This window comes from Streptomyces sp. NPDC001634 (assembly GCF_040298185.1).
Classification (GTDB): Bacteria; Actinomycetota; Actinomycetes; order Streptomycetales; family Streptomycetaceae; genus Streptomyces.
This window is the reverse complement of sequence record NZ_JBEOZU010000004.1, coordinates 138425-164349: the sequence shown is the minus strand read 5'-3', so window position 1 is coordinate 164349 and position 25925 is coordinate 138425. Positions and strand designations below refer to the sequence as shown.

At 71.3% G+C, this 25925-nt stretch carries 22 protein-coding genes and 2 pseudogenes; 7 read left to right on the top strand and 17 right to left on the bottom strand.

Going from position 1 to position 25925, the window contains the following annotated elements:
* Window positions 1-11: 11 nt before the first annotated feature.
* The 5 genes from ABT186_RS04250 to ABT186_RS04230 form a co-directional block, all read right to left on the bottom strand.
* Window positions 12-866, bottom strand: a complete 855-nt coding sequence (locus ABT186_RS04250) for an SGNH/GDSL hydrolase family protein (RefSeq protein ID WP_351223194.1) — start codon at window positions 864-866, stop codon at window positions 12-14.
* A complete protein-coding gene (locus ABT186_RS04245; protein WP_351923483.1) occupies window positions 863-2074 on the bottom strand; it encodes a glycosyltransferase in 1212 nt (403 codons plus the stop codon). Before ABT186_RS04245 ends, ABT186_RS04250 begins: the two co-directional genes overlap by 4 nt.
* Entirely contained in the window at window positions 2071-3201 is a 1131-nt protein-coding gene (locus tag ABT186_RS04240) for a glycosyltransferase family 4 protein (protein WP_351223198.1), read from the bottom strand. The genes ABT186_RS04245 and ABT186_RS04240 overlap by 4 nt, the downstream gene beginning before the upstream one ends.
* A gap of 139 nt (window positions 3202-3340) precedes the next feature.
* Window positions 3341-4759, bottom strand: a complete 1419-nt coding sequence (locus tag ABT186_RS04235) for a HEAT repeat domain-containing protein (protein ID WP_351923481.1) — start codon at window positions 4757-4759, stop codon at window positions 3341-3343.
* A gap of 301 nt (window positions 4760-5060) precedes the next feature.
* Complete coding sequence (locus ABT186_RS04230) at window positions 5061-5453, bottom strand: ankyrin repeat domain-containing protein (protein ID WP_351223202.1); 393 nt, start codon at window positions 5451-5453, stop codon at window positions 5061-5063.
* 336 nt (window positions 5454-5789) lie between these two features.
* On the opposite strand from ABT186_RS04230, the gene ABT186_RS04225 reads away from it, so the two are divergent.
* Window positions 5790-5984: a hypothetical protein gene (locus ABT186_RS04225; protein WP_351223204.1), complete on the top strand. Its 195-nt coding sequence runs from the start codon at window positions 5790-5792 to the stop codon at window positions 5982-5984.
* Between the two features lie 37 nt (window positions 5985-6021).
* Entirely contained in the window at window positions 6022-7575 is a 1554-nt protein-coding gene (locus ABT186_RS04220; protein ID WP_351923479.1) for an ATP-binding protein, read from the top strand.
* A gap of 594 nt (window positions 7576-8169) precedes the next feature.
* Here the strand turns inward: ABT186_RS04220 and ABT186_RS04215 are convergent.
* Window positions 8170-9669: an SCO1417 family PLP biosynthesis transcription factor gene (locus ABT186_RS04215; protein WP_351923477.1), complete on the bottom strand. Its 1500-nt coding sequence runs from the start codon at window positions 9667-9669 to the stop codon at window positions 8170-8172.
* 129 nt (window positions 9670-9798) lie between these two features.
* Here ABT186_RS04215 and yczE point away from each other — a divergent pair, with 129 nt between their 5' ends.
* The 4 genes from yczE (at window position 9799) to ABT186_RS04195 (ending at window position 13241) form a co-directional block, all read left to right on the top strand.
* Complete coding sequence (gene yczE, locus ABT186_RS04210; protein ID WP_351923475.1) at window positions 9799-10446, top strand: membrane protein YczE; 648 nt, start codon at window positions 9799-9801, stop codon at window positions 10444-10446.
* Window positions 10443-11210 (top strand): glycerophosphodiester phosphodiesterase family protein, encoded by a 768-nt coding sequence (locus ABT186_RS04205; RefSeq protein ID WP_351223212.1) that lies wholly within the window; start codon window positions 10443-10445, stop codon window positions 11208-11210. The genes yczE and ABT186_RS04205 overlap by 4 nt, the downstream gene beginning before the upstream one ends.
* Window positions 11211-11252: 42 nt before the next feature.
* Window positions 11253-12599, top strand: coding sequence for an MFS transporter (locus ABT186_RS04200; RefSeq protein WP_351923473.1), 1347 nt, complete (start codon window positions 11253-11255; stop codon window positions 12597-12599).
* A 267-nt stretch (window positions 12600-12866) separates the two neighbouring features.
* On the top strand, window positions 12867-13241 hold the full coding sequence (locus tag ABT186_RS04195; RefSeq protein ID WP_099500427.1) for an RNA polymerase-binding protein RbpA: 375 nt from the start codon (window positions 12867-12869) through the stop codon (window positions 13239-13241).
* 282 nt (window positions 13242-13523) lie between these two features.
* Here the strand turns inward: ABT186_RS04195 and fxsA are convergent, their stop codons facing one another.
* From fxsA to ABT186_RS04175, 4 genes are all read right to left on the bottom strand, one after another.
* Window positions 13524-14087, bottom strand: coding sequence for an FxsA family membrane protein (gene fxsA, locus ABT186_RS04190; protein WP_351223216.1), 564 nt, complete (start codon window positions 14085-14087; stop codon window positions 13524-13526).
* A gap of 168 nt (window positions 14088-14255) precedes the next feature.
* On the bottom strand, window positions 14256-15050 hold the full coding sequence (locus ABT186_RS04185; protein WP_351223218.1) for a polyprenol monophosphomannose synthase: 795 nt from the start codon (window positions 15048-15050) through the stop codon (window positions 14256-14258).
* 540 nt (window positions 15051-15590) lie between these two features.
* Complete coding sequence (locus tag ABT186_RS04180) at window positions 15591-17216, bottom strand: amidohydrolase (RefSeq protein WP_351923471.1); 1626 nt, start codon at window positions 17214-17216, stop codon at window positions 15591-15593.
* A gap of 47 nt (window positions 17217-17263) precedes the next feature.
* Complete coding sequence (locus ABT186_RS04175; protein WP_351923469.1) at window positions 17264-17704, bottom strand: Lrp/AsnC family transcriptional regulator; 441 nt, start codon at window positions 17702-17704, stop codon at window positions 17264-17266.
* A gap of 268 nt (window positions 17705-17972) precedes the next feature.
* On the opposite strand from ABT186_RS04175, the gene ABT186_RS04170 reads away from it, so the two are divergent.
* The gene (locus ABT186_RS04170; RefSeq protein ID WP_351223222.1) at window positions 17973-18398 is read left to right on the top strand and encodes a hypothetical protein; all 426 of its coding nucleotides are present in this window, start codon (window positions 17973-17975) and stop codon (window positions 18396-18398) included.
* A 44-nt stretch (window positions 18399-18442) separates the two neighbouring features.
* Here ABT186_RS04170 and ABT186_RS04165 read toward each other — a convergent pair.
* The 7 genes and pseudogenes from ABT186_RS04165 to ABT186_RS04135 all read right to left on the bottom strand — a co-directional run.
* Window positions 18443-19170 (bottom strand): annotated as a pseudogene (locus ABT186_RS04165) (phosphotransferase family protein); the annotation flags it as partial.
* Window positions 19165-19624 (bottom strand): annotated as a pseudogene (locus tag ABT186_RS04160) (Rv3169 family protein); the annotation flags it as partial. The pseudogenes ABT186_RS04165 and ABT186_RS04160, both read right to left, overlap by 6 nt.
* A 569-nt stretch (window positions 19625-20193) precedes the next feature.
* Entirely contained in the window at window positions 20194-21366 is a 1173-nt protein-coding gene (locus ABT186_RS04155) for an acyl-CoA dehydrogenase (protein ID WP_351223224.1), read from the bottom strand.
* Window positions 21367-21680: 314 nt separating this feature from the next.
* Window positions 21681-22340: a TetR/AcrR family transcriptional regulator gene (locus tag ABT186_RS04150; protein ID WP_351223226.1), complete on the bottom strand. Its 660-nt coding sequence runs from the start codon at window positions 22338-22340 to the stop codon at window positions 21681-21683.
* A 142-nt stretch (window positions 22341-22482) separates the two neighbouring features.
* Window positions 22483-22629 (bottom strand): SCO1431 family membrane protein, encoded by a 147-nt coding sequence (locus tag ABT186_RS04145; protein WP_351223228.1) that lies wholly within the window; start codon window positions 22627-22629, stop codon window positions 22483-22485.
* Window positions 22630-22786: 157 nt separating this feature from the next.
* Window positions 22787-24154: a C39 family peptidase gene (locus tag ABT186_RS04140; protein ID WP_351923467.1), complete on the bottom strand. Its 1368-nt coding sequence runs from the start codon at window positions 24152-24154 to the stop codon at window positions 22787-22789.
* A 218-nt stretch (window positions 24155-24372) separates the two neighbouring features.
* Window positions 24373-25914, bottom strand: a complete 1542-nt coding sequence (locus ABT186_RS04135) for an amino acid permease (protein WP_502973136.1) — start codon at window positions 25912-25914, stop codon at window positions 24373-24375.
* Between the last annotated feature and the right edge of the window lie 11 nt (window positions 25915-25925).

Sequence of the window (25925 nt, the reverse complement as noted above, 5' to 3'; positions counted from 1 at the left end):
TGAACGGCCGCTCAGGCGGCGTCCGGCTGTTCGGCGACCGACAGCGCGGCCAGCGCGGACGCCACCGCATGCGAGGCACTCAGGTCCAGTCGGGCGCTGGTTCCGCGGGCCTTGTGGCGCACCTCGGCAGCGGCCAGGGTGAGCAGTTGGGGCAGCAGATCGGTGCACCGCCGCGCCACCCAGCCCGTGCCGGCGGTGGCCAGCCACCACAGGCTGGCCGAGCGGGTGGGCACGGGGAACTCGGGTTCGGCCGAGGGCGCGGTGCCGGTCGCAAGGCCCGCCTCGGCGAGCAGTGCGTGGAAGCGCAGGGCGAGCTGCCGGTGCCCGCGCTCCCCAGGATGCAGCCGGTCCGCGCTCCACATGGCGCGGTCGCCGACCCAGGCCCCTTCCGCGGCGTGCAGATGCATCGCTCCGTAGCGCTCGGACAGGGCATGCACGACCGTGTTCACGGCCCGCTGCCGCCGGGCCAGCGGACGCGCCAGCGCCCCCGGCAGGCGGAGCATCGTCCCGGGATCGGGCAGACAGGCCGTGAGCACCACCGTGTCCTGGGCCCGGAAGGCGGCGTACACCTTGTCGAGCCGGGCGGCGACGGCATGGATGTCGAAGGTGCAGCGCAGGGTGTCGTTGACGCCGATGACGACGGAGACGATGTCCGGGTGCAGAGAGAGCGCCTCGGGGGTCTGCCGTTCCAGGACGTCCCGGGTCTGCGCGCCGCTGACGGCGAGGTTGGTGAACTCCGCGGGAGCGTCGGCGGGGCCGAGCCCCTCGGCGAGCAGCGCGGCCCACCCCCGCCAGGTGTCCCCGACGGGGTCGCCCACACCTTCCGTCAGTGAGTCGCCGAGCGCGACGAACCGCAGCGGTCTCATCGCACGCCCTCCCGAGCGATGCCCCGCACACGGGTGTCACCGGCGGCCGGTGGCGCGCCGCCCGCCTGCGCGTCGTGCGCCGTGAGGAACGCGTCGACCGCGGTCTTCCACCCGAAGCACTCGGCACGCGCGCGTGCAGCCTCCCGGCGCTCGCACTCGGAACGCTCCATGAGCAGCTCGACCGCGTCCGCGAAGGCGTCGCCGGTGTTCACGGCGGTGGCGCCGGCGGAGCCGAACACCTCGGGCAACGCGGAGAAGGCACTGGCCACCACGGGCGTGCCGCAGGCCATGGCCTCCAGGGCGGCGAGCCCGAACGTCTCGGCGGGCCCCGGTGCCAGGCACACGTCGGCGGAGGCCTGGAGCGCCCCGAGCAGGTCCCGGTCGCCGACGTGCCCCAGGAAGGTGACGGGCAACCCCCGTTCGCGTGCCCGCTGTTCGAGCCGGCCTCGCAGCGGTCCGTCCCCGGCGACCACCAGCACCACGCGCCGCCCGCGGCGCAGCAGCGCCTCCAGGGCGTCCAGGGCCGTGCCGGGCCGCTTCTCGACGGAGAGACGGGAGCACATGGCGAGCAGCGTCTCGTCCCCACGGGCGTACTGGTCGCGCAGCGCCGCGTCCCGCAGCGCGGGGTGCCGCTGCTCCAGGTCGACGCCCAGCGGGGCCCGTACGACATTGCGGGCGCCGATCCGCACGAACTCCCGTTCGGCGAACTCGGTGGTGCACACCACGCGCGCGTAGGTGTGCGCCGTACGGATGTTGAGGGCGTCTGCAGCGCGCCGGGACAGGTTCTCGGACAGGCCCCAGGTGCGCAGGACACCGTCGGCGGTCTCGTGGGAGACCATGACGGCGGGTACGCGGGCGCGGCGCGCCCACTTACCGGTCCAGCGCAGCGTCGTCCGGTCGGAGACCTCCAGGCGGTCGGGGTCCAGTTCCTCCAGGAGTGCGGCAACACGCCGCTTGTCCGTGAGGACGCGGTAGCCGCCGGTGCCCGGCAGCAGGGGCCCGGGCAGGGTGATGACCCGGCCCTGCTCGGTCTCCTGGTCGGTGTGGCGCTCGCCGGGGACGATCAGCACGGGCTCGTGGCCGGCCTCCTTGAAGCCCTTGCCCAGCTCGCGCAGCGCGGTGCGCAGACCGCCGGAGGCGGGCGCGACGAAGTTGGCGAGCCGCACGATCCGCAGACCGCCTCCGGCCCGCTCGGTGGCGAAGCTCATGCCGCCACCGCCGTCCGCCGCGCGGCGAGCACGTCCGCGTAGTGCCCGATGAGCTGGTCGCCGACTGCGGCCCAGGTGCGGCCCTCGACGGTGGTACGTCCGGCGGCGCCGTACGCGGCCCGCAGCGCCGGGTCGGCGGCCAGGGCCGCCACCGCGTCCCGCACGGCGTCTTCGTCGCCGGGCGGCACGAGCAGTCCGGTGCGGCCGTGGGCCACCAGGTCGAGCGGTCCGCCCGCGGCGGGGGCGACGACCGGGACACCGCTCGCCATGGCCTCCTGCACGGTCTGGCAGAACGTCTCGAACGGGCCGGTGTGTGCGAAGACGTCCAGCGAGGCGAAGATCCGGGCGAGTTCGTCGCCGGTGCGGCGGCCGAGGAAGGCGGCGCCGGGCAGGGCGCCCCGCAGGGTCGTCTCGCTCGGCCCGTCGCCCACGACGACGACGCGCACGCCGTCCAGGCCACAGGCACCGGCCAGGAGTTCGACATGCTTCTCGGGAGCGAGCCGGCCGACATATCCGACGATCAGCTCGCCGTTCGGGGCGAGTTCCCGGCGGATCGCCTCGTCCCGCAGGTCGGGCCGAAAACGGATGGTGTCGACGCCACGCGGCCACAGCTCCACCCGGGGCACACCGTGCGCCTCGAGGTCGTGCAGGGCAGCGCTGGAGGGCGCGAGCGTGCGGTCGGCGGCGGCGTGCACCGAGCGGATGCGCCGCCAGGCCGCGGCCTCGCCGGCGCCCATGTAGGTACGGGCGTAACCGGCCAGGTCGGTCTGGTAGATGGCGACGGCCGGGATGCCCAGCCGGGCGGCGGCCGCCATGCCGCGGACGCCGAGGACGAAGGGGCTGGCCAGGTGCACGATGTCGGCGCGGTGCGCGGCGATGGCCGCGGCGACGCGTCGGCTGGGGAGGGCGACGCGCACCTGGGGGTAGCCGGGGAGCGGAAGAGAGGGGACACGGATGACGGGGCACGGCGCGAGAGCGTCGGCCCCGGCCCCGGCGGCAGCAGTGGCCGGGGCGACGACGAGGGGAGCGTGACCGCGATCGACGAGGTGCCGGGCGGTCTGGAGCGCGCAGTGGGCCACGCCGTTCACATCGGGGGGAAAGGATTCGGTCACGATGACGACACGCATACCCGTGTTCTCGCCGTGCCGGACGTGGCCGCGTCAACGTCGATCTTTCCTGCCGGGGAACGTCCTGTGAGCGTTGGGCTGCGCAGCCGAGCAGGTCAGCCCGTGTCCATATGATCCTGACTCCCGGGTCACCGAACGTTCATACGGCTGGCATGTCGGGCCCGATCCGGCTGCGTACGGCTGTCTGGACCTCGGCCTCCTCGGCGGGATCCGCAGCGAGCCGGCGCAGCCGCTCGACGACCCGGGCGTCCCCGGTCTCGGCGTGCCGTGCGGCGATCTCGCGGGTGGACTCCTCGCAGTCCCAGAGGCATTCGACGGCGAACCCGGCGGGGAAGGACGGGTCCGTGGCGGCCAGGGCGCGGGCGGCGCGGCCGCGGAGATGGGACGATGCGGTTTCGCGGTAGATATGCCGCAGCACGGGTGCGGCGCAGGCGATGCCGAGCCGTCCGGCGCCGTCGACGAGGGACCACACGGTCGGCGCGTCGGGGCCCTCGCCCCGTACCGCTTCCCGCAGCGCCGCGAGCACCAGGTCGCTGTCCTGTGTGCCGCCCCGGCAGGCGAGCATGCGCCCGGCGGCGGCACCCAGGGCGTCCGGCCGGTGGACCCAGCCGCGCGCCCGGTCGACGGCGGCGACACTGCGCAAGCGTTCGAATGCAGCGACGGCCGCGTCGACGACGAGCGCGGACCCGGTGAACACGGCGGCCTCGATGAGGTCGAGGACATCGGGGTCGTTGCTGTCGGCGAGGTAGCGCAGGGCGGTACAGCGAGCTCCGTCGCTGCCGGAGCGGATGGCCTCGACGATCTCCGGGCGGTCCTCGGGGCCCGCGACGGCGACGAGACACCGTGCGGCGGCGATGTGCCGCACGGCGCCGCGTTCGATGCCTTCCTGGGCCCAGTCGAAGACGGCCTGCACGCTCCACCCCGGCTGGGGTCCGTGGGGTCGCAGCTGCCGCTGCCAGCGGTCGAAGCAGCCGGCCTCCTGGGCGGCACGCACGCGTGTGGCGATGGATTCGCGCGGGTCGTCGGCCCACAGCCGCCAGGGCCGTCGCTCGAAGGCGTCCCGGACGGCGGCGGCCAGTTCGGCCTCGCCCTCGGCATCGGCCGGGAAGCGAGCCAGAACGGGAGCGGCGAGAGCGCGCAGCCCCGCGTCGTCGTCGCGCAGCGCCAGTTCGTCCAGGGCCCAGGCCCAGTTGGTGCCCGAGGCGGCGTACCTGCGCAGCAGTTCGAGCGCGTCGCGCCTGCCGTACGAGGCGAGGTGCCCGAGGACCGCCAGGGCGAGCCCGGTGCGCCAGTCGTCGGTGTCGAGGACGTCCTCGGCGCTGAAGAGGTGTGCCTCGATGTCGTCCAGCTCGCCGTTGAGATCGAGGTAGAGCCGGGCGTAGTACAGGGAGCGGCTCTCGACCTGCCAGTCGTGGCGGGGGTCGCGCAGCACACAGTGGTTGAGAGCCGCGAGCGCTTCGGCCCGCGGTGCGGTGAGCGCGTGCAACGTGCCGTCGCCGCGGCCCCTCTGGAGGAGGCCGAGCAGCGTACCGCTGGGCGCTATGACCGGTTCGAACATGGGAAACAGCCTCACATCAAGCGTCGACGCAACCGGGGAACACGCACTACCTGGCCGCGTGACAACACGTCGGGGCGCCCGCCGTCTCTTGCTTGCTGTAGACCATCTTCCTCTGCCTCTCGTCGGTGGCCCATGCGGACCGCATCACGGTCCGCGCGGTGCGGCAACACCTGCCCAGCCATCGCGTCCGTGAATCACGACGTCATGATGACCCGGCGTCTCTCGCTGCCGCGACCTTATTTCGGGCGGCCCCGTACCGCCTCCCCCGTTTTCGTTGTTTTTGCTGGTCAGAGCATTCGGATCAGTGTGCGCCGAACAGTTCGAGCAGATCGGTCTTGCCGAACATCCGCGCGGTGTCGACGGCCGAGGGGGTGCCCGCGGCCGGGTCGGCGCCGGCATCCAGAAGGGCCCGGATGACCTCCACCTCGCCCTTGAAGACCGCCCCGGCGAGCGGGGTCTGGCCTCGGTCGTTGACGCGGTCCGCCTCCGCGCCCCGCTCCAGCAGGGCCCGGACGGCGTCGGCGTGGCCGTGATAGGCGGCGAGCATCACCAGGGAGTCACCGCGGTCGTTGGTGAGGTTGGCCGGAACGCCCGCGTCGACGTACGCCACAAGCATCTCGGTCTCGCCTCGGCGCGCCAGATCGAAGATCTTGGTCGCCAGCTCCACGACCTCGGGGTCGGGGGCTTCACTCATCGGCCGGACCGCCTCTCACTACGACTGCTGGGGACTGCGGGAGCGTACGACGGCGAGCGGAACCGTCGTACACAGGTTCGTACAGCGACGAGCGGTGACGCCGTACGAGTGAATCGCCAGCGTACTGGCTTCCAGTGCACATGGCGGGGACCGAACCAAGCAAAGATCACCACAGCGCCCACTGAGCGCAAGAGACCTGCTCAAGGGGGCAGGACAGGCCCGCCAACCGGGTGAAATACGTGAAATTACACCCAGTTGCACCTTTTATCGTATAGATACATTCTGTGAGCCTGGAAGGACTCATGGTGACTGTCCCCGCGAACCAGGAGAAGGCAAATGATCCTCAACATCTCAGGCGTCGTGCTGCTCGGCACCGTCGTCTTCCTGTTCTTCCGCAAGGACGGCCTCAAGGGCACGCACGCGACGACATGCGCGCTCTTCGGCTTCTACCTCTCGAGCACCGCCATCGCCCCCAGCATCAAGGCAGGTGGCGCGAGTCTCGCGAGCCTCCTCGGCGGGATCAACTTCTGACCCCGCCCTCCTCCGCACGCACCCCCAGGAGAAAGACGTGGCCCGGCGCCCCCTCCCCCGCATCCTGAGCAACGGCAGCGCACAGATCGCCCGCAGCCGGGAGCTGGCACGCACGGCAGCCAACGGCGCCACCGACATCCTCCACCCGGTGATCACGATCACGCGCGGTCTGCGCCGGCTGGCCGGGGCCGGACGGCGCAAGTGGGCGGACACACCGAAGGACCGGCGGGGACCGCTCCTCTTCCTGGTCGCCTCGGTGATCCTGGTCGTGGCCCTGATGCCGTACGGGCCGTTGCTGGCCCTCGTCGGGGTCATGGCGGCGGCGGCCTGGAAGGGCCGCGACCAAGGACAGCCTCAGCCCACGGGCCCGGACGATTCGCAGATCAAGCGGTTGCGGTCGCTCTACGAGGCGCTGGTGCCGTACTTCTCGGCCGCCGAGGACCCCGCTCCTCTGTACGCGCACGGCGGGGACTGGACCCAGGCCTTCCCGTCCTACGACTTCGACGAGACCGGCCGCATCTCGCGCCTCCTCATCCGCTACCCCGCCTACTTCACGGACGGCGAGGCCGAGTCACGGGCCCGGATCGAGCAGCTCCTGGAGGCCAAGTCGGGCCGGGGCCGCGAGTACCACTTCAGGTGGGACGAGGAGGGCAACGAGCTGACGGTGACGGTGCTGCCTCCGCTGCCCACCGACATCGCCGCGCAGCGCTTCGTGACCGCTCCGGGCGAGACGGTCCTCGGCTTCACCGACCCGATCGGCGTCCAGCGGACACTCCCCCTCACATACGGCGAGGAGCAGCGCGACGTCCCCCCGGTGGTGTGGCGCACGGGCCCGCGCTCCACCGAGCCGCATCTGCTGATCGTCGGCGAGCCCGGCAGCGGTACGACGACGCTGGTGCGCTCCATCGCCCTCCAGGCGCTTCAGTACGGCGACGTCCTCGTCGTCGAGGGCGGCGGCACCGGCGAGTACGCGTGTCTGACGGGCCGCCACGGTGTACTGGCTGTGGAGTCCGGGCTCACGGGGGCTGCGGCGAGTCTGGAGTGGGCGACGCACGAGACGGAGCGGCGGCTGGTCTCGGCGAACCGTGCCCGGCAGGCCGGGCACCCGCCGCCGGACGACATCAGGCGCCCGCTGTGGATCCTGCTGGACCGGCCGGGCGCGCTCGGACACCTGGCCGTGGCCGACGGCCGCAGGGATCCCCAGGCTCTGCTCCAGGTGCCCCTGCGGCACGGGCGCGCGGCCAATGTCACGGTCGTGGTCGCCGAGCAGTTCGACGGCGTGGACTGTCTGTCCGACGCGGTCCGGCAGCACACCCGCGCGCGCGTGGTGCTCGGTCCGGCGACACCGGACGAGCTGGAGGCGATCCTCGGCGCGCCGCCGCACACGACGCCCACCAAGGACGTTCCGCCCGGCCGCGGCTACGCCCGCCTGGGCTCGGGCCCGGTCCACCGCCTCCAGGTCCCGGCCACCCCGGACCCGTACGACGACGCGACCAGCGAGAACCACCGGCAGGCGGTCCTGGAACTGCTGCCTCACCGGAGCGAACCCGTCGAAGCGGTGGCGGCGGAGGCGCTGGCCGCGGAAACCTGACCGGACGTCCGGCGCCAGGCCGGGACCCCGGCCCCGGACGACCGACCATGGGACTCGTCGACTTCGTCCGGCCGCGCTCCCCCACGTGGTGATGCGGCTTCTCGCCCCCCGGCAGCAACCGTGTGCGGCGGGCCTCGGTCGTCTGGACCGACAGGGCGTTCGCCGACGCGGCGGTAGCCGCTGGGCCGCCGGCCACGGACATCGGATCAGGGCGGTTGCCGACTCGGCGGAGCGCGCCCGATGAGGGGCGCGCGGGCCACGCCCGACCGACCAGGCAGCTGCCGCCCTGGCGGGGCGGGCCGGTCGAGGCTCCGACCGCCGACGGCCGACCAGGCGGCTGTCAACGCGGAGCAATCCCATCAAGGCACCCGACCGCCGAAGCCGACCGGATGGTCCACCCAGCAGACCAGGCGCCTGTCAAGGCATCCCCTCCGAACAGCCGCCCAGGCGACTGCTACCCCGCCGAGCCACCGACGACCGACCAGACAGCCACCACAGCAAGCGGCCCAGTCAAGGACCCAGGATCCAATCACCGACAGCCGACAAGCCGCCCCCTACTGACACCCCGTCAAGTGCCCGGCCATCGGCCGCTGTTCAGGCGACGAACGTACGTGGTGTCTCCGTCGGTCCCGATGCGCCCGTCTCCACCAGGCGGGCCGCAGCCGCCAGCCGCACCGCGGCCTCCTCAGCGACCGCGCCGCCCACCGTGAACGGCAGGCGAACGTAACCCTCGAACGCGCCGTCCACGCCGAAGCGCGGCCCCGACGGCACCCGGACGCCGACCCGCTCCCCGGCCTCCGCGAGCCGGGACCCGGACAGTCCGCCCGTGCGCACCCACAGCGTCAGGCCGCCCTGCGGGACCGAGAACTCCCACGACGGCAGCTCCCGGCGCACGGCCGCGACCAGCTCGTCCCGGTTCTCCCGGGCCTGCCCGCGCCGCAGGTCCACCGCCTGTTCCCACCCGCCCGTGCTGAGCAGCCAGTTCACCGCCAGCTGCTCCAGTACCGGAGTGCCCAGGTCGGCGTAGGCGCGTGCCGCGACCAGGCTGCGGATCACATCGGGGGCGGCCCGCACCCAGCCGATGCGCATGCCGGCCCAGAACGCCTTGCTCGCCGAGCCGACCGTGATGACCGTCGAGCCCGCGGTGTCGAAGCCGCATACCGGGCGCGGCATCTCCAGGCCGTCCTCGAGGTACAGCTCGGTCATCGTCTCGTCGACGACCAGTACCGTCCCGGCGGAGCGGGCCGACTCCACCAGTCGGCGGCGCTGGTCCTCGTCGGCGAGCGCGCCCGTCGGATTGTGGAAGTCCGCGACCACGTACGCCAGCCGCGGCGCAGCCTCCCGCAGCACCTGGCGCCAGCGGTCCAGGTCCCAGCCGCCGAGCCCCTCGGCCATGGCCACCGGGACCAGGCGGGCGCCCGCCTCCCGCATCAGCTGGAGGATGTTGGCGTACGACGGCGACTCGACCGCGATGCGTTCGCCACGCCCGGCGAAGAGGTGGCAGATCGCGTCCATCGCGCCCATGGCGCCCGTGGTCACCATGATCTGCTCGGGCATGGTCGGGATGCCGCGCGCGGTGTACCGCTCGGCGAGCATCGAGCGCAGTGCCGGCAGGCCCGCCGGGTAGTCGCCGTGTGTGTGCGCGTACGGCGGCAGCTCCTCCAGGGCACCCTGCACCGCACGGGTGAGCCAGGGCTCGGGGGCGGGCAGTGCCGCACAGCCCAGGTCGATCATCGAGCCCAGAGCCTCGGGCGGGAGGGGTTCCAGTCCGCGTGCCGGAAGCGGGTTCCCGGCCGGCACGGCGGTCCAGCTTCCGGCGCCCCGGCGGGACTCCAGGAACCCCTCGATGCGCAGCGCCTCGTACGCGGCAGCGACCGTGGTACGGCTCACGGACAGGGCCAGCGCCAGCTCCCGCTCGGCGGGCAGCCGGGCCGCGACGGGCACGCGGCCCTCCAGGACGAGCAGCCGGATGCCGTCGGCGAGCGCACGGTAGGCGGGCGGGCGGCGGGTGCCGGGGCCGGCGGGACGGTCCTGCTGGGAGTTGAGCAGCCGGGCCAGCTGTGCCGCGCCCACTGCCGATGTCCACTGCGCCATGTTTCCCAGTCCACCTTCCCGGAATTGGCCATGGATGGCTTCTCTTTCCAAGCCACAGAGTGACATGCCGCAGGCCACCAACTCCATAGGGGGTACGTTTTGTCCGCCGACCCGTCATTTGACCCGTCCATGAAGAACCGGCTCGGACGGCGGTTGGTCCAGCTGTACGCGGGACTCGGGCTCTACGGCGCGAGCTCCGCCCTCCTCGTGCGGGCGGGTCTCGGTCTGGAGCCCTGGAACGTCCTCCACCAGGGTCTCGCCGAGCTCACCGGACTCAGCATGGGCGTGGTGCTCACGATCGTGGGCGCGACCGTCCTGCTGCTGTGGATTCCGCTGCGCCAGCGCCCCGGTCTCGGCACCGTCTCCAACGTCCTCGTGATCGGTTTCGCCATGGACGCCACCCTGTCCCTGCTCCCCTACGTGCACGCCCTGGCCGCACGGGTTCCCCTTCTCCTCGCGGGCATCGTGCTCAACGGCGTGGCGACCGGCCTCTACATCGCCGCGAACTTCGGTCCGGGCCCGCGCGACGGCCTGATGACCGGGCTGCACCGGCTCACGGGCCGCCCCATCCGGGTCATCCGTACGGCCGTGGAGGTCGCCGTCGTCGCGACCGGCTTCGCCCTCGGCGGCACCGTCGGGATCGGCACGGTGCTGTACGCGCTGTCCATCGGCCCGCTCGCCCAGCTCTTCCTGCGCATGTTCGCCGTCCCCCCGGCACCGGGGCGCAGCACGGTCGTTGCCACCGGGCAACCGGAGCGAGCGATACTGCCCCGGTGAAGACCCTCATACGCCACCCCTATCTCGATCATCCCGGCCCGATCCCCTTCGCCCACCGGGGCGGGGCGGCGGACGGCCTGGAGAACACCGTGACCCAGTTCCGGCGCGCGGTGGCGGCGGGCTACCGCTACATCGAGACGGATGTGCACGCCACGGCCGACCGAAAGCTGGTCGCGTTCCACGACGCGACCCTGGACCGGGTGACGGACGGGGCGGGCCGGATCGCCGACCTGCCCTGGGAGGACGTGCGACAGGCGCGCGTGGCGGGCAGTGATCCGGTACCCCTCTTCGAGGAACTGCTGGAGGAGTTCCCCGAGGTCCGCTGGAACGTGGACATGAAGGCGGAGCCCGCGCTGCGCCCCCTGCTCGAGCTGATCGAGCGCACGAACTCCTGGGACCGCATCTGCGTCGGCTCGTTCTCCGAGGCGCGCGTGCGCCGCGCGCAGCGCCTGGCCGGGCCGCGACTGGCCACGTCGTACGGCATCCGCGGTGTGCTCGCTCTGCGGTTGCGCTCGTGGGGCATACCGGTGGCGCTGCGCCGTTCGGCGGTCGCCGCCCAGGTTCCGGAGTCCCAGTCGGGCATCCCCGTGGTCGACCACCGGTTCGTGCGCACGGCCCACGCGCAGGGGCTGCAGGTCCATGTGTGGACGATCAACGACGCCGATCGCATGCACCGGCTCCTGGACCTCGGAGTGGATGGCATCATGACCGATCACATCGACACACTGCGCAAGGTCCTCGAAGACCGGGGCACCTGGGTCTGAACAACCCCGCGCGGTCACGTTCCCGGGGAAGCGAGGGCACGGGTGGGCACCGACACCGTGCAGGCCGTGGCGGCCGACGATGCCGTCGAGCGGCGGCGCGAACAGCGCGGCTGGTACTTCTACGACTGGGCGTGCTCCGTCTATTCGACGAGCGTGCTGACCGTGTTCCTCGGCCCCTATCTGACGTCGGTGGCCAAGTCGGCGGCGGACCGGGACGGCTATGTGCACCCGTTGGGGATCCCGGTCCGTGCGGGCTCCTTCTTCGCGTACTCCGTCTCCGCCTCCGTCGTCCTGGCGATCCTCGTGATGCCACTCGCGGGCGCGGCGGCCGACCGGACCGGCCGCAAGAAGCCGCTGCTCGCCCTGTGCGCGTATCTGGGCGCCGCGGCCACCACGGGCATGTTCTTCCTGGACGGGCACCGCTATCTGCTCGGCGGTCTGCTGCTGATCGTGGCGAACGCGTCGGTGGCCGTCTCGATGGTCGTCTACAACTCGTATCTGCCGCAGATCGCCCCGCCCGAGGAGCGCGACGCGGTCTCCTCTCGCGGCTGGGCCTTCGGCTACGCGGCCGGCTCGCTGGTCCTGATCGGGAACCTGGTCCTCTTCACGGGACATGACTCCTTCGGTGTCTCCGAGTCGACGGCGGTCCGTATCTGTCTGGCCTCGGCGGGCATCTGGTGGGGAGCCTTCACGGTCATACCGCTCAAGCGGCTGCGCGACCGCCGTACGACGTCCACGACTCCCGCGGTGCACGGCTGGCGGCAGCTGGCGGCGACGGTCCGGGACATGCGCGGCACCCCGCTCACCCTGGCCTTCCTGCTGGCGTACCTCATCTACAACGACGGCATCCAGACGGTGATCTCACAGGCGTCGGTGTACGGCTCCGAGGAGCTGGGCCTGAGCCAGTCCACGCTGATCGCCGCCGTGCTGCTGGTGCAGGTGCTGGCAGTGGGCGGCGCCCTGGGCATGGGGCGGCTGGCCCGGACGTACGGCGCCAAGCGCACCATCCTCGGCTCGCTGGTCGCCTGGACCGTGACGCTCGGCGCCGGGTACTTCCTGCCCGCGGGCGCGCCGACGTGGTTCTTCGTCCTCGCGGCCTGCATCGGGCTGGTCCTCGGGGGCAGCCAGGCGCTGTCCCGCTCGCTCTTCTCCCATCTGGTGCCGCCCGGCAAGGAGGCCGAGTACTTCTCGGCATACGAGATGAGCGACCGCGGCATGAGCTGGCTGGGTCCGCTTCTGTTCGGACTCACCTACCAGCTGACCGGGAGCTATCGGGATGCGATCATCTCGCTGGTCGCCTTCTTCGCCATCGGATTTGCCCTGCTGGCGCGGGTCCCCGTGCGGCAGGCGGTCCGCGACGCGGGCAATCCGGTCCCCGAGAGGATTTAGCGCCCGGCGGCAAAGGCCTGTAGTGTACGCGTTTGGCCTGCCAGGCGTACCGTTACTGCGCGTCAAAGGAGCCGAAACGCTGGGTGACATCTGCTAGCAGATGTGACAAACCGGGCGCCGGTGGGTACAACAAGGGGCGGCTACGACGGCGACGCATGACCCGGAACGGGACTCGGAACGGGAATCTTTACCGCCGACCGGACGTTGACCGGATGACGACGACAGCGACACCTGTCCTGTGGGCGACAAGCCCGGGAGGCACGATTCATGAGTGAGCGAGCTCTTCGCGGCACGCGCCTCGTGGTGACCAGCTACGAGACGGACCGCGGCATCGACCTGGCTCCGCGCCAGGCCGTGGAGTACGCATGCGAGAAGGGGCACCGTTTCGAGATGCCCTTCTCGGTCGAGGCGGAGATCCCGCCGGAGTGGGAGTGCAAGGTCTGCGGTGCCCAGGCACTCCTGGTGGACGGCGAAGGCCCGGAAGAGAAGAAGGCCAAGCCCGCGCGTACGCATTGGGACATGCTGATGGAGCGACGCACCCGTGAGGAGCTCGAAGAGGTCCTCGAGGAGCGTCTGGCCGTTCTCCGCTCCGGCGCGATGAACATCGCGGTACATCCGCGGGACAGCCGCAAGTCCGCGTAGTCCCTCCGGGGGTTGCTGCGCGGCATACAGCGCACGCCAGTGAGCAGTGGGCGCCATACGTCGGTGTGACGTGTGGCGCCCACTGTTTCATTTGTGACTCTTGTGAGCCACCGGTTCGCCTGAGGGTACGGGTGACCGGGAGGCCGGTGTTTTCCGGGTGGGATTGCGCAGCCCTCAGCGGGTCGAAGCCCCCGACTGGAACCTTGGCCCTCAGCGGGTCGTAGCCCCCGGCTGGCGCCTTGGCCCTCAGCGGGTCGTAGCCTCCAGCTGGCGCCTTGGCCCTCAGCGGGTCAGCGGGGGACGCGGGCCCTGCGGGGCATCCTCCGCCCCCTCCACGTCATCCCTGATGACCTCGCCCTGGACGACCTTCCCGTCGGGACGGTGCATACGCGCCTGCTGGAAGGCGCCGCCGAAGCTGCCGGGTACCGCCTCGCGGAGTTTGCGGTCGATCGTGCGCTCCGCGTACCGGCTCACCGTCCTCTGGACCGGAGGCAGCAGGAGCAGCAGGCCCGCCGCGTCGGAGATCAGACCCGGCAGCATCAGCAGCAGGCCACCGAGCATCATGAGCCCGTTGCCGCCCCCGCTCGACGGGGAGCCATCGCGCTGGAGTATCTCGTTCAGGTTCTGGAGCGCACGGCGACCCGCACGCTTGATGACCACCGAGCCGAGCACGAATCCGGCGACCAGCAACAGGAACACCGTGAACCCGCCGGCCGCGCCCGCCACCACGGTCAGCAGCCAGATCTCCAGCACCAGCCACGCGGCAATACCCAGCGGCAGGAAGGTGCGCAGCCGGGAACGCCGCGGCCGGACGGAGTACGAGGAAGTCGGTGCGCCAGTCGTCATGCCCCCAGTGTGCCTGGAGCAGTCTCAATACGGGATAAGGGGGTTACGCCCCTACGAGCGACCGCGAGAAGCGGTCCCCGGTTGACCCGTTTGACCGACGGGGAGCCCATATGGGCTCCCCGCACCGTTCAGAAGGCGTTCTCCTGGTTCAGGAGGACTTCTTGTGGTTCAGGAAGACTTCTTGCGACCCGTGATCTTGGCCACCCGGTCCTCCACGCCCCACGCCGTGACGCGCCACAGCGCCTCGACGAGGATGTCGCGGCTCATCTTGGAGTCGCCCAGCTCCCGCTCGACGAAGGTGATGGGCACCTCGACCACATGGAAGCCTCCCTTGACCGCGCGGCGGGCGAGGTCGACCTGGAAGCAGTACCCCTGCGAGGCGACCTGGTCGAGGCCCAGGCCCTCGAGGGTCTCCCGGCGGAAGGCACGGTAGCCGCCGGTGATGTCACGCAGCGAGAGGCCGAGGGCGAGCCGCGAGTACAGGCTGCCACCGCGGGAGATGAACCGGCGGGACTGGGGCCAGTTGACGGTCCGCCCGCCCGGCACCCAGCGGGAGCCGAGCACCAGGTCGGCGCCCTTGAGCGCGGTCAGCAGGCGCGGCAGTTCCTCGGGCTGGTGAGAGCCGTCGGCGTCCATTTCGATCAGAACGCCGTAGCCGTGCTCCAGGCCCCAGCGGAAGCCCGCGATGTACGCGGCGCCCAGCCCTTCCTTGCCCTTGCGGTGCATGACCTGGACGTGATCGTCCTCCGCCGCCAGCTCGTCCGCGAGCTTGCCCGTGCCGTCGGGGCTGTTGTCGTCGGCCACGAGGATGTGCGCCTCGGGTACGGCCGACCGCACCCGGCCGACGATCGTCTTGATGTTCTCCGCCTCGTTGTAGGTCGGAATGATCACCAAAGCGGTGCCGAGCGGACCGAACTGCCTCCCCTGGGCTCCTGCCGCAAGGGTTCCGTCGCCGTCGTTCACTGCTGCCCCTTCATGTCCGTACGCAGGTGACCACCATAGTGTCCCTCGCCTGCACGGACGCACCAGCAGGTTCGTACAGGGGTGTCGATTCCGTAAGAGTCGGGTAAGAACGCTCGTTTCGCGTTTGAGCCGGATGACGCTGCGGATCGGGGCCCGGCGCCCTTCGGGCCGACCTGGGACCCGCTGGCTGCGGGTCGACCGAAAGCCGTTGTCTACTGGACGTCCGGGCCCCACCCGGGTCACACCTGCCGACTGGCGGAACGTTCCCTTGCCGTGGCACGGGCGCTGAGCCTGGCTCCCAGTGGTGGTGCGCCGGTGCGGCACACCACCCCTGACCCAGCGGCGCTCCGGCAACTGCACGGAGGTTCCCCGGTCGGACGTCCGGTGGTGGACCCGGCCGAACCTACCGGCCCTCTGCGCCTCGCTGTCAACAGCCCTTTGACCTGCGAATCTTCCACCAATGACCTGGTCAGAGCAGAGGATGCGCAGGTCGCGCCGCGGGGCCGCGGCGAGTGACCGCCGCCGCGCCACCCCAGGAGATCACTCGCCCGGCCGCACGAACACCGTGCGGCCGCCCACCACGGTCCGCAGGCACACGGGGAGGTCGGCTCCCGGGGTCAGATCGGGCAGTCCGGGGGTGCCGGAACGGGGGTCCGTCGACCACCGTGCGACCCGGTCGTCGGGGGCCTGGACGACGAGTTCGTCGGTGCGCCACACCGCGTAGTCCGCGGGCGCGCCCGGTACCAGCACACCCGCGTCGTCCCGCCCGATCGCCCGCCAGCCGCCGCGTGTGTGCGCGGTGAACGCGGCGCGCACGGAGACCCGGTGCTCGGGCGTGTGGTGGAAGGCCGCCGCACGGATCGTGCCCCATGGATCCAGCGGGGTGACGGGGCTGTCGGAGCCGAAGGCCAGCGGGACCCCGGCGCGCAGGAGTGCGGCGAAGGGATTCAGCGTGCGGGCCCGCTCTACGCCGAGCCGCTCGGCGTACATGCCGTCATCGCCGCCCCACAGCGCGTCGAAGGCGGGCTGGACGGAGGCGGTCAGGCCGAGTTCGGCGAAGCCCGCGATGGTCTCGGGCGTGAGCATCTCGGCGTGCTCGACCCGGTGGCGGGCGGCACGGATACGGGCGAGACCGATCTTCTCCGCGGCGGCCCGCACACCCTCGACCACGGAGGTCACGGCGGCGTCGCCGATGGCGTGGAAGCCCGCCTGGAGTCCGGCCTCGGTGCAGGCGACCACATGCGCGACGACGGCGTCCGCGTCCAGATACGCGGTGCCGGTGTGGCCGGCGTCGGCGTAAGGCTCATGCAGGCACGCGGTGTGCGAGCCGAGGGCGCCGTCGGCAAAGAGGTCTCCCGCGGCGCCGAGCGCACCGAGTTCCCGTGCTTTGGCCACCCCCTCGTCCGCCTGTTCCGCCCAGTAGCCGATGACCCGGGGCCCGGGCGCCTCGGCGCCGAGGCGCAGCAGCCCGGTGAAGTCGTCCTCGGAGGAGATCTCGGGGCCCCCGCACTCATGGACGGACCCGATGCCGAGGGAGGCGGCGTGCGCGAGGGCGGCGCGCTGGGCCCCGGTGCGCTGGGCGGGGGTGATCGCGGCGAACGCGGCGGCCCGCACGGCGTGGTGGGCGTCGCGGGTGAGCGGCTCGCCGTCCGCGAAGCCGGCCTTCCCCCTGACACCCGGCGTCAGATCCAGCAGGGCGGTGGTGACGACGGCCGAGTGGACGTCGATCCGGCTGAGATAGAGGGGACGGCCGCCGGTGAGCTCGTCGAGTTCGTCCCGCCGGGGTGTCCGCCGTTCGGGCCAGCGGGCCGCGTCCCAGCCGTGGCCGAGCAGGACGCGATCGTCCGGGCGGGCGGCGGCGAAGTCGCGGACGAGGGCGAGGGCCGCCGCCAGGGACGGCGCGCCGGACAGGTCGAGGCCGGTGAGCGCGAGGCCCGTGGAGGTGGTGTGCACATGCGCGTCCGTGAACGCCGGGGTGACGAGCGCACCGTCGAGGTCGATGACCTCGTCCACGCCCTCCGCGAAGGCGTCGGCGGCGCCTTCGGAGCCGACCCAGGCGACCTGTCCGCGCTCGACGACCATGGCGGTCGCAAAGGGATCCGCGGGGCTGTGGACTTCCCCTCGGCGCAGCAGGACGGTCTTCGACGGGGCGGTGCGCTCATTCATGAGGAACAGTCTCGCGCCTCACGCGGACCACCCGGCACGCAGGGCCGTCAGACCCGCGGCGGCCGTGCCTCGTACGGCGTCGACAGCACCACCGTCGTACGCGTGGACACCCCGGCGAGCGTCCGCAGCCGCGCCAGCAGCTCCTCCAGCTCATGGGGAGTGGCCACACGGACCTTGAGGATGTAGTTCTCGTCGCCCGCGACGCTGTGGCAGGCCTCGATCTCGGGAACGTCGGCGAGCCGTTCGGCGATGTCGTCGGGGGCGCTGGGGTCGAAGGGCTTCACCGAGATGAAGGCGGTCAGCGGCAGCCCGACGGCCTCCGGGTCGACGACCGCGGCATACCCGCGGATGACGCCGCGCTGCTCCAGCCGGCGCACCCGCTGGTGCACGGCCGACGTGGACAGGCCCGTGGCTTTGCCCAGGTCGGTGTAGCTCATCCGCCCGTCCTTGACGAGCAGCTGCACGATCTGTCGGTCCAGCTCCTCCATGGCGCAAGAACCTACAGTGCGCTTGATCCCTGCGGATACCTGAGCGGCGCAGGTCATACCCTGTTTGTGATGTGACCGAGGGCGGCCTGTGAGCCGTCCGTGGGACAAATCAGCCGCGCCGGGCATCTGCGGGCGGCATGTGACGAACGCCACAGTGCCCGAACAGGCTTCGTGATGTCCTCGTGATTACGTCCGAGACGGGACGGGAAGTGCTTGCTGTGGTCGAGGCCGCAGCGCCTTGTCGGCCCAGCCCGAGGGGGAGAATCCCATGCAGAGTCTGAAGCGCCCTGGTCGCACCATGTCCAAGCGACAGCAGCCGGTCGTCGAGCCCGAGCCGGAGGGCGTCGAACCCGACGACGACGAGTTCGACGCGTACGACACCTTCGAGATGTACCGGGTGGTCTGCCCGGACTGCGCCCAGCCCATCGCGCTCCTGGCGGACGAGGAGGTCCTGCCCGAGCACGCGCTGTGCGCCTCGCCGTGGAACCCGTTCGGCCTCACGGTCTGCACCGGCACGGGCCGCGCGGCGGCCGACGCCCGGTCCGCGGACGAGTCCGTGGAGCCCCAGGAGCAGGACACCGCCCTGCTGTTGACGCTGCCTCAGGGGCTCGACTGGCGGACGCAGCCGTTCTCGCACGTCGGCGGTCCGGGCTCGCGCCCGTTGCGGATGCCGGCACTGCGGCGCGCCGCCTGACGCCTCGCGTCTCACCCCGAGCACCGTCGCTCGGGCCCGGTGCCTCAGCTCCAGTAACTGCCTTCCACCATGGCGCGCAGACTGTCCTGGTGCAGGATCAGTGTGTCCGGATCCGCCGGGACTGCGACTTCGCCGAGCGCACGGTCAGGTCCTGGAAGAAGCGGTGCAGATAGACGGTCCAGCCGAGGTCCACCTCGCGCGGGGCCAGGGCCGCCATCTCCCGGTCGAGCACGGCGTCGCCCTCCTCGTGCGGCCACAGCCCGTCGAGCCGGTCGAAGCCGGCCTCGATGAGGGGCGACCGCGCGAGGCCGTCGACGACCCATGCGTAGTACGCGCTCCGGGCGGCGACATGCCGGCGCAACGGGCTCCCCTCGCCGGGCAGTTCGAGGAACCCTGCCGCACCGGCCGGCACGTGGTCGTGCAGACGGGCCAGCAGCGCCACCGAGGCCGACTCGAGGTGTGCGCGCTCCTCGTCACTCGCGGAGTGCAGCCAGTTCCCCTCGTACGTGCAGGGCATGACGTCCGGCGGAACACGTCCCTCGGCGCGCGCCATGACGAAGAACGGCCCAAGCGGCCCGCTCCCCTCCTCCAGCCACAGCACGCGCGGCACCGGCAGGTCCGAGTGCTCGGCGACCAGACGCGTGGTGCGGTACTGCCGCGGCATGTCGTACACCGGGAAGACGGTGTTCGCCGCCGGGTCCGCCGCGAGTCGCAACGCGCAGCCCAGTACGGGCGGTTCGGGGTGCTCGATGTCGAAGAGCAGGGTCTCGCTTGGGATCGGACGCACTCCCCAGCTGCGGTCGCGGGTGCCGGTCCACTCCCCGGCCGACAGCCGGATCTCCTCGCCGCCGATCCGGATCCAGCCCTCGCACCGGCCCGCCTGGACGAACCGTGTGCCCTCCAGGGTGAGCCGGCCGCAACGGCGCCGGACGTGGTGCGGCTCCCACAGTGCGGGCCGCGCAGGCCAACAGGAACTCCTGCAGCGGCCGTTCGACCCGGATCCGCAGCGGGCCGGCCTCCGTGCGCATCCGGCCGTCCGACAGCGCGTCCGACGCCCGTACGGCATGCACGGTGTCGCCGATACCCAGGGTCGCGTACGCGTCGATCACCCCGACGTTGGGATACACCCCGAGCCCGAGGATGAGCAGTGCCCGCCCCCGATGATCGAGGACGTGGAACATGCAGCGGTCGCATGCGTTGCGGTCCCCGGTCGCGACGTGCTTCATCGACAGGGGCACCTGGTGCACGGGGTACTCGTCGAGCGGTACGGGACGGTCGTCGTCGGCACGGCAAGCCCCCCTGGGCGCACGGCAGTCGACACCGCCGGGCGGGAAGCGCGGCAGGGGCCCGGCCGACGAAGTTGACGGTACGTCAGATGAGCGACGGGGACCAGATACCGTGCGGCGGGCGGCCGTACCCGGTGAAGGCGCCGCATGCCCCGTACGAGCCCTCACGGAACTCACGCTCGATTACCGGGGCCGGTGACCTGTGCGCACGCCCCGGCGTTCCCCATGCATGACCGCCACACATGCGGCGACCGAGCGTCGGCGACGGGTGTTCGTTCCGGCACCGGCAGCATCGCTTCCGCCGCCACAGCCCCAGGATCCGCCCATCTACCGCGCGCTGATGAGGACCTGGGCCGACCGCGGGCGCACCCTGCCGGGCCGCCACGACCCGGAGTGGGTGCGGCTCGCGGCGCCCCCGGTCGGCCTGAAGCAGCTCGCGGCGGGCCCTGACTAGAAGGGTGTCCTGTGGATCAGCGCAATGCCGCGAAGATCCACAAGACGCCCCCGGTTCAGCGCGACTCGGGGCCGGCGAGGTGACGGGCGATGACCATCCGCTGGATCTGGTTCGTCCCCTCGACGATCTGCAGTGCCTTGGCCTCGCGCATGTAGCGCTCGACCGGGAAGTCCGCGGTGTAGCCGTACCCGCCCAGTACCTGCACGGCGTCGGTGGCGACCTTCATCGCCGTGTCGGTGCAGTGCAGCTTGGCCATGGCCGCCTGCTTGGCGAACGGCCGCCCCGCGTCGCGCAGTCGCGCCGCCGCCAGGTACAGCGCCCGGCCCGCCTCGATCTGCGTGGCCATGTCGGCGAGCATGAAGCGCAGCCCCTCGAAATCCGAGATCGGCCGCCCGAACTGCTGCCGCCCCGTGGCGTACGCGACCGCCTCGTCGAGCGCCGCCTGGGCCACGCCGATGGCGCAGGCCGCGATGCCGAGCCGCCCGGAGTCGAGCGCCGACAGGGCAATCGCGAAGCCCTGCCCTTCCTCCCCGAGGCGCCGCTCGTCGGGCACGCGCACCCCGTCGAAGTGGACCTGTGCGGTGGGCGAACCCTTCATGCCCATCTTCTTCTCGGGCACGGCAGCGCTGAGCCCCTCGGCGTCACCGGGGACCAGGAACGCGGTGATCCCGCGCGGGCCGTCCTCGCCCGTGCGCGCCATCACGGTGTAGAAGTCGGCGATCCCGCCGTGCGTGATCCAAGCCTTCGTCCCGTTGATCACCCAGTGATCGCCGTCCCGGACGGCCTTGGTCCGCAGGGACGCCGCATCCGATCCGGACGCCGGCTCGGACAGGCAGTACGCGCCCAGCAGACCACCGCCGAGCATTGCGGGCAGGTGTTCGACCTGCTGCTCCTTGGTGCCGTAGTGGGCGAGGGCGTGGCAGGCCAGGGTGTGGACGCTGACGCCGAGGCCGACGGTGAGGCGGGCCGCGGCCAGCTCCTCGAGGACCTGGAGGTAGACCTCGTACGGCTGGTCCCCGCCGCCGTACTCGGAGTCGTACGGCAGACCGAGCAGACCTGATTCGGAGAGCAGTCGGAAGACCTCGCGCGGGAAGCGCCCGGCGTCCTCCTCCTCGGCCGCCTTCGGGGCGATCTCGTGCTGCGCGATGTCACGAACGAGCGAGATCAGATCCCGGGCCTCGTCCGTGGGCAGTTGACGGTCCACCGGCTGCGGGGCGCGGTCGGGCATGGCGACGCTCTCCTCCCTCTTGGGCACATCGACGGACACGCCTTGGGTGGGGCGGCTCCGCCGGGTCTCACTGGCACCGGCCGATGGTCGCCGCTCCGGGTCGCGGAAGCGGCTGACCAGCGGCTGTGGCGCTTGGAGTATGCCCGATCGGAGGCACCGAGTCACCAGTTAACGACCGCTTACTTCAAGAAAGGGGGGAGCCCTGCGTCACATTGGTCCAAACCTTTGAGCAACGGTCTAGTCCACTTACTGTTACTCACCGCCGCGACCACGTACGAGGACGGCTCGGAGGAGTACAAGTGGAGCCATGACACTCAGAGGGCCCGGCGGGCGGGCGGCGGGGCGACATACGCGGGCTCCAGTTCCTCGATGGCGCGCAGGGTGCCGCCGAGCGTCTTCACCAGCAGGTCGCGCATGCTCTCGCGGGACAGCTCCAGCCGGTCGATCCAGTCGAGGGTCGCGCCCTCCACGCTGCAGACCCAGCCGAGAAGGCCCATGCGCGCCAAAGGGGCGATCTCACGCCGTCCGTACGCCCCCTCGGCGATGGTGGCCACGATCGCCTCACGCACCCCGTCCCTGATGGCGTGCACCTGGGCATCGAAGCCCACACCGCCACTGACGATCGTGCGGTAGGCGGCCTGGTTGTGCTCGGCGTAGCACAGATAGCGGTCGATGGTCCGGTGCACACGCTCCACCGGCGGCAGTTCGAGTCCGCCCGCCGCGGTGGTGACCAGATCGGTCACCGAATCCTCGACAATGGCCAGGTAATAGCCGCGCTTCGATTTGAAGTAGTAGTAGATCAGCCCTTTGGCCACGTGGGCATGGCGCGCGATGTCGTCCATCGACAGCGCGTCGTACGACGTGTCGGCGAATAACTTCCGCCCGATGGCTATGAGTTCGGCGCGACGCGCCAGGGAGCGATCGGTACCGCGCACCGATGGGCGCACCGCACCTCGCTGTTGACTATTATTCAATTTCGGCCCAAGTCTCCGACTGCCGGCGGGACATCCGCAGTATTGCAGAACGACACCACCAGCATGTTCGACTTTGATCGACAGGTCGGACGGCGTTCGGGAAATGCCGGAGACCGGTCCGAAAATGCCTGGGCCGTTTTGATCAGAGCAGGCCGAGCCGGGTGACGAGCATCGCGAGGACCACCACGAGGACCCAGCCCACCACGTGCTCGAGGATCTTCGGGCCGTCGTCCTTCGGGCCGCCCGTGCGGGCGCGGACGCGGGTGGCGGTGGCCGAGGTGGAGGTCATGGCATCTCGCTGGTCTTGGGCTGTGCAGTGGACTCCCCCGCCGATGTGTCCACCTTGCCACCGGAATGGGCCGGTGCGGCGGAGACCTTGGTCACACGGAAAGGCCCCCGGTCCCCGGGGCCTCGGGTGAAGAGGCCTTGCTCCGCAAAGCCCCGGGTCAGCGGACGCCCACCGCCGCCAGCGCCTTGCGCTGCCGCGAGGTGGGACGGGCCGGGAAGTACAGGTAACAGACGCCGCCGGTGCCGGAGACGACCTTGCCGGAGGCGTTGTACCGCTTGGTCCGCAGCCAGATGTTCTCCCACTCACGCCTCTTGTAGACGCGCCGCACCGCCTCGTCGCTCGGCGCGGCCGGATCGTTCGCGATCACATCGCCGTCCGCGGTGAAGCCGATCACGGTCATCAGATGGCCGGAGGTGCCGTAACCGGCCCCCGTCAGCTCCTCCTTCAGAAACGACTGGGACGTCATGGCCGGGATGCCCGCCGCGATCAGCGTCTCCAGGTCGGTGAGCGAGGACAGCCGGGTGACCACGCCCTGGAGGTCCTGGTACGTCGCCGCGTAGGCCGCATTGAAGGGCCAGTTGCCGCAGCCCTGGTACTGGTAGTCGTAGGTGAGGCGGGCCGCGAGGCAGACCTGCGGGTCGGTGTATGACGGGTTGATCCAGGACAACTGCTCCGGGGTGGGCTTCCGCCCCCAGTACTCGATGATCATCTGCGAGGACGTGGGGCTGCACCAGGCCTCGCCGCCGTTGTTGTACTCCGGGTACTGGCCCTTGTGGATCTCCTGCGAGTAGCGCGGGACGATCAGCTCCCGGGCGAGGCCCGGGGTGGAGGCCGGGACGGTGAAGCGGTCGGGGATGTCGGAGCCCATGGCACCGAGCCGCCACACGGTCGGGGTGATCCGGGTGCCGGGTGTGCGGTAGAGGGTCAGACGCAGGCGGTACGACACCAGGCGCAGCCCCGAGGCGGCGTCGGCGATGGCGAAGGTGTCGGTCCAGATGTTGCTCCTGCCGTCCGTCTGCTTGTCGACGGAGGTGCGCCTGATGTCCTGATCGCCGGACGCCCAGCGGCCCATCACATACCAGGGGGTGTTGGTGCCATCGGCGTAGGTGCCCCTCAGCTCGGCCTGGAGCCAGGTACCGGCCGGGGTGTGCGCATTCCAGGAGGCGATGACTTCGGTGGACCCAACGGCGAGCCGGTGCACCGGGGAGGTCCAGGTGGCGTACTCCCAGGTCGTGGTCCGGCCGGTGTGCGGATCGGTGTGGTCGGTGCGGCCGGCTGGGGCGGCGATCACGACGCCGGGGCGGGGGCCGGCGATGGCAGCCACGCCCAGCGCGGTGCCACCGCGCCAGTCGGTGTACGAGGCCCAGGCGCGGTTGTCCACGAGTCTCGGGACTGCTTTCGTCGGCGGGCTCGCCTGGGTGGCCGCGGCGCCGGCTGCCGTGGCCGCGGCGGCCGCCGCGGCGAGGATGCTTCTGCGGGACGGCTCTGAAGCCGTGGTCGGGGACGGCTCTGAAGCTCTGGTCATGGGCGGGTGACCCCCAGGTGTCCGGAAGCAGCGGTTCAGACGCACGGTGTGCGCCAACTATGACCGCCGCCCGGACGCTCTGCCAGCACTTCCGCCGTCGGCGCGCCCCACCGGTACGGATCCCGTCCACTGGCCTGACCTGGGGCGCCGCGGCCTCGGCGGAGGCGGTGGCCGGAGGGCCGGCGCCCCGGACCACCTGCGCCGGAGCCGCGGCCCCCTCACACGAGGTCCATCGCCGCGACCTCGTCCGGGCGGCCGTAGCTGACCGGCCCCTGGAAGCGGCGGCGTGCGGTGGCGAACCACCACACCGTGGCGACGACCAGCACGACGGCCAGGGCGACCGGCGCGTAGTTGAAGGAGTCCACGGTGACCGGCGACGCCTGGGGCAGCATGAACAGCGCGCTGCTGAGCACGATCCAGGCGACGGCGAGGACACCGACAGGGGTGGACCACCGCCCCAGGTTCCAGGGCCCGGGCCGGAACTCGGCGCCGAGCCGCAGCCGCAGGAAGATCGGCACGGCATAGGCGAGGAAGAGCCCCACGACGTTGACGCTGACGATGGCGGTGAAGGCGGTGTGGGACCACCAGCCGGGCAGCACCAGGGCCAGCGAGCAGGCGACGGCGAGCCACACCGCCTTGACCGGCGTACGAGTGCGTGGCGAGACCGAGTGCCACCAGCGGGAGCCCGGCATCGCGCCGTCCCGGGAGAAGGCGAAGATCTGCCGGGTGTTGCTGGTCAGATTGGCCAGGCCGCAGAAGAGCATGGCGCCGATGACGATCAGCAGCAGCAGTTTTGCCGTGGTCACGCCAAGCCCGTCGATGAGGATCTGTACGGGCGGCGCCGAGGAGCCGGCCACCTTGTCGTAGTCGCCGATGCTGTACACCAGGGCGAGCATGAGGACCAGGCCTGTGATCGCCGAATAGCCGATGGAGCGGGTGATGCCCCGGGGCGCGTTGACCGTCGCCCGAACCGTTTCCTCGGACATGTGGAAGCTGCCGTCGAAGCCGGTGAAGGTCCAGCTGGTGACGAGCAGGCCGAGCATGCCCCCGTACAGCCCGTTGGTGAATCCGGTGTTGTTCACGAAATGTGTGACGAACGACGCCGGCCGGTGCTCGTCCGGACCCACGAACAGTGCGCCCACGATCACCACGAGCCCGATCAGCAGCCACCACACGGAGATCCGGTTGAGGACGGCGACGAGCCGGACGGTGTAGGTGTTGGCCAGCCCCTGGACCGCGATGATCAGGGCCGTGATCAGCACGGTCTGGTGCGCGGTGGGCCTGTACGAGGGCCACTGCAGGGCGATGAACGCCTGGACGAACGTGGCGGCCGCATATCCGGTGGCCGCCGTGCCGCCCACCTGGCCCACGAAGTTGAGCCAGCCGGTGTACCAGGACCAGGCTCCCCTGTGCCGTTTGGCGAGTTTTCCGGCGGAGAAATACAGGGCCCCGCTCGTCGGATACGCGGATGCCACCTCCGCCATCGCGGCGCCGATGAACAGCACCATGACGGAGACGCCGATCCAGCCGAAGACGAGAATGCGTGGGCCGCCCGCGTTCATGCCGAATCCGAACGACGAGAAAATCCCGGAGAGGATGTTGATGATGGTGAAGGATATGGCGAAATTGTCGAAGGCCTGGAATCTCCGGGTGAGCTTCCGTGGATATCCCATCGCGTGCAGCGTCGCGTCGTCGTCGATCGCCACGGGATCCCGGCCCGCGCGCCGTCCCTTACGAGGCACTGACATCCGTTCTGCCACAACCGGACCTT

What these genes read in the sequence shown, in the direction of transcription:
- ABT186_RS04250 (WP_351223194.1), bottom strand. Translation starts at nt 866, where the DNA reads ATGAGACCGCTGCGGTTCGTCGCGCTCGGCGACTCACTGACGGAAGGT.
- ABT186_RS04245 (WP_351923483.1), bottom strand. Translation starts at nt 2,074, where the DNA reads ATGAGCTTCGCCACCGAGCGGGCCGGAGGCGGTCTGCGGATCGTGCGG.
- ABT186_RS04240 (WP_351223198.1), bottom strand. Translation starts at nt 3,201, where the DNA reads ATGCGTGTCGTCATCGTGACCGAATCCTTTCCCCCCGATGTGAACGGC.
- ABT186_RS04235 (WP_351923481.1), bottom strand. Translation starts at nt 4,759, where the DNA reads ATGTTCGAACCGGTCATAGCGCCCAGCGGTACGCTGCTCGGCCTCCTC.
- ABT186_RS04230 (WP_351223202.1), bottom strand. Translation starts at nt 5,453, where the DNA reads ATGAGTGAAGCCCCCGACCCCGAGGTCGTGGAGCTGGCGACCAAGATC.
- ABT186_RS04225 (WP_351223204.1), top strand. Translation starts at nt 5,790, where the DNA reads ATGATCCTCAACATCTCAGGCGTCGTGCTGCTCGGCACCGTCGTCTTC.
- ABT186_RS04215 (WP_351923477.1), bottom strand. Translation starts at nt 9,669, where the DNA reads ATGGCGCAGTGGACATCGGCAGTGGGCGCGGCACAGCTGGCCCGGCTG.
- yczE (WP_351923475.1), top strand. Translation starts at nt 9,799, where the DNA reads ATGAAGAACCGGCTCGGACGGCGGTTGGTCCAGCTGTACGCGGGACTC.
- ABT186_RS04195 (WP_099500427.1), top strand. Translation starts at nt 12,867, where the DNA reads ATGAGTGAGCGAGCTCTTCGCGGCACGCGCCTCGTGGTGACCAGCTAC.
- fxsA (WP_351223216.1), bottom strand. Translation starts at nt 14,087, where the DNA reads ATGACGACTGGCGCACCGACTTCCTCGTACTCCGTCCGGCCGCGGCGT.
- ABT186_RS04180 (WP_351923471.1), bottom strand. Translation starts at nt 17,216, where the DNA reads ATGAATGAGCGCACCGCCCCGTCGAAGACCGTCCTGCTGCGCCGAGGG.
- ABT186_RS04175 (WP_351923469.1), bottom strand. Translation starts at nt 17,704, where the DNA reads ATGGAGGAGCTGGACCGACAGATCGTGCAGCTGCTCGTCAAGGACGGG.
- ABT186_RS04170 (WP_351223222.1), top strand. Translation starts at nt 17,973, where the DNA reads ATGCAGAGTCTGAAGCGCCCTGGTCGCACCATGTCCAAGCGACAGCAG.
- ABT186_RS04155 (WP_351223224.1), bottom strand. Translation starts at nt 21,366, where the DNA reads ATGCCCGACCGCGCCCCGCAGCCGGTGGACCGTCAACTGCCCACGGAC.
- ABT186_RS04145 (WP_351223228.1), bottom strand. Translation starts at nt 22,629, where the DNA reads ATGACCTCCACCTCGGCCACCGCCACCCGCGTCCGCGCCCGCACGGGC.
- ABT186_RS04140 (WP_351923467.1), bottom strand. Translation starts at nt 24,154, where the DNA reads ATGACCAGAGCTTCAGAGCCGTCCCCGACCACGGCTTCAGAGCCGTCC.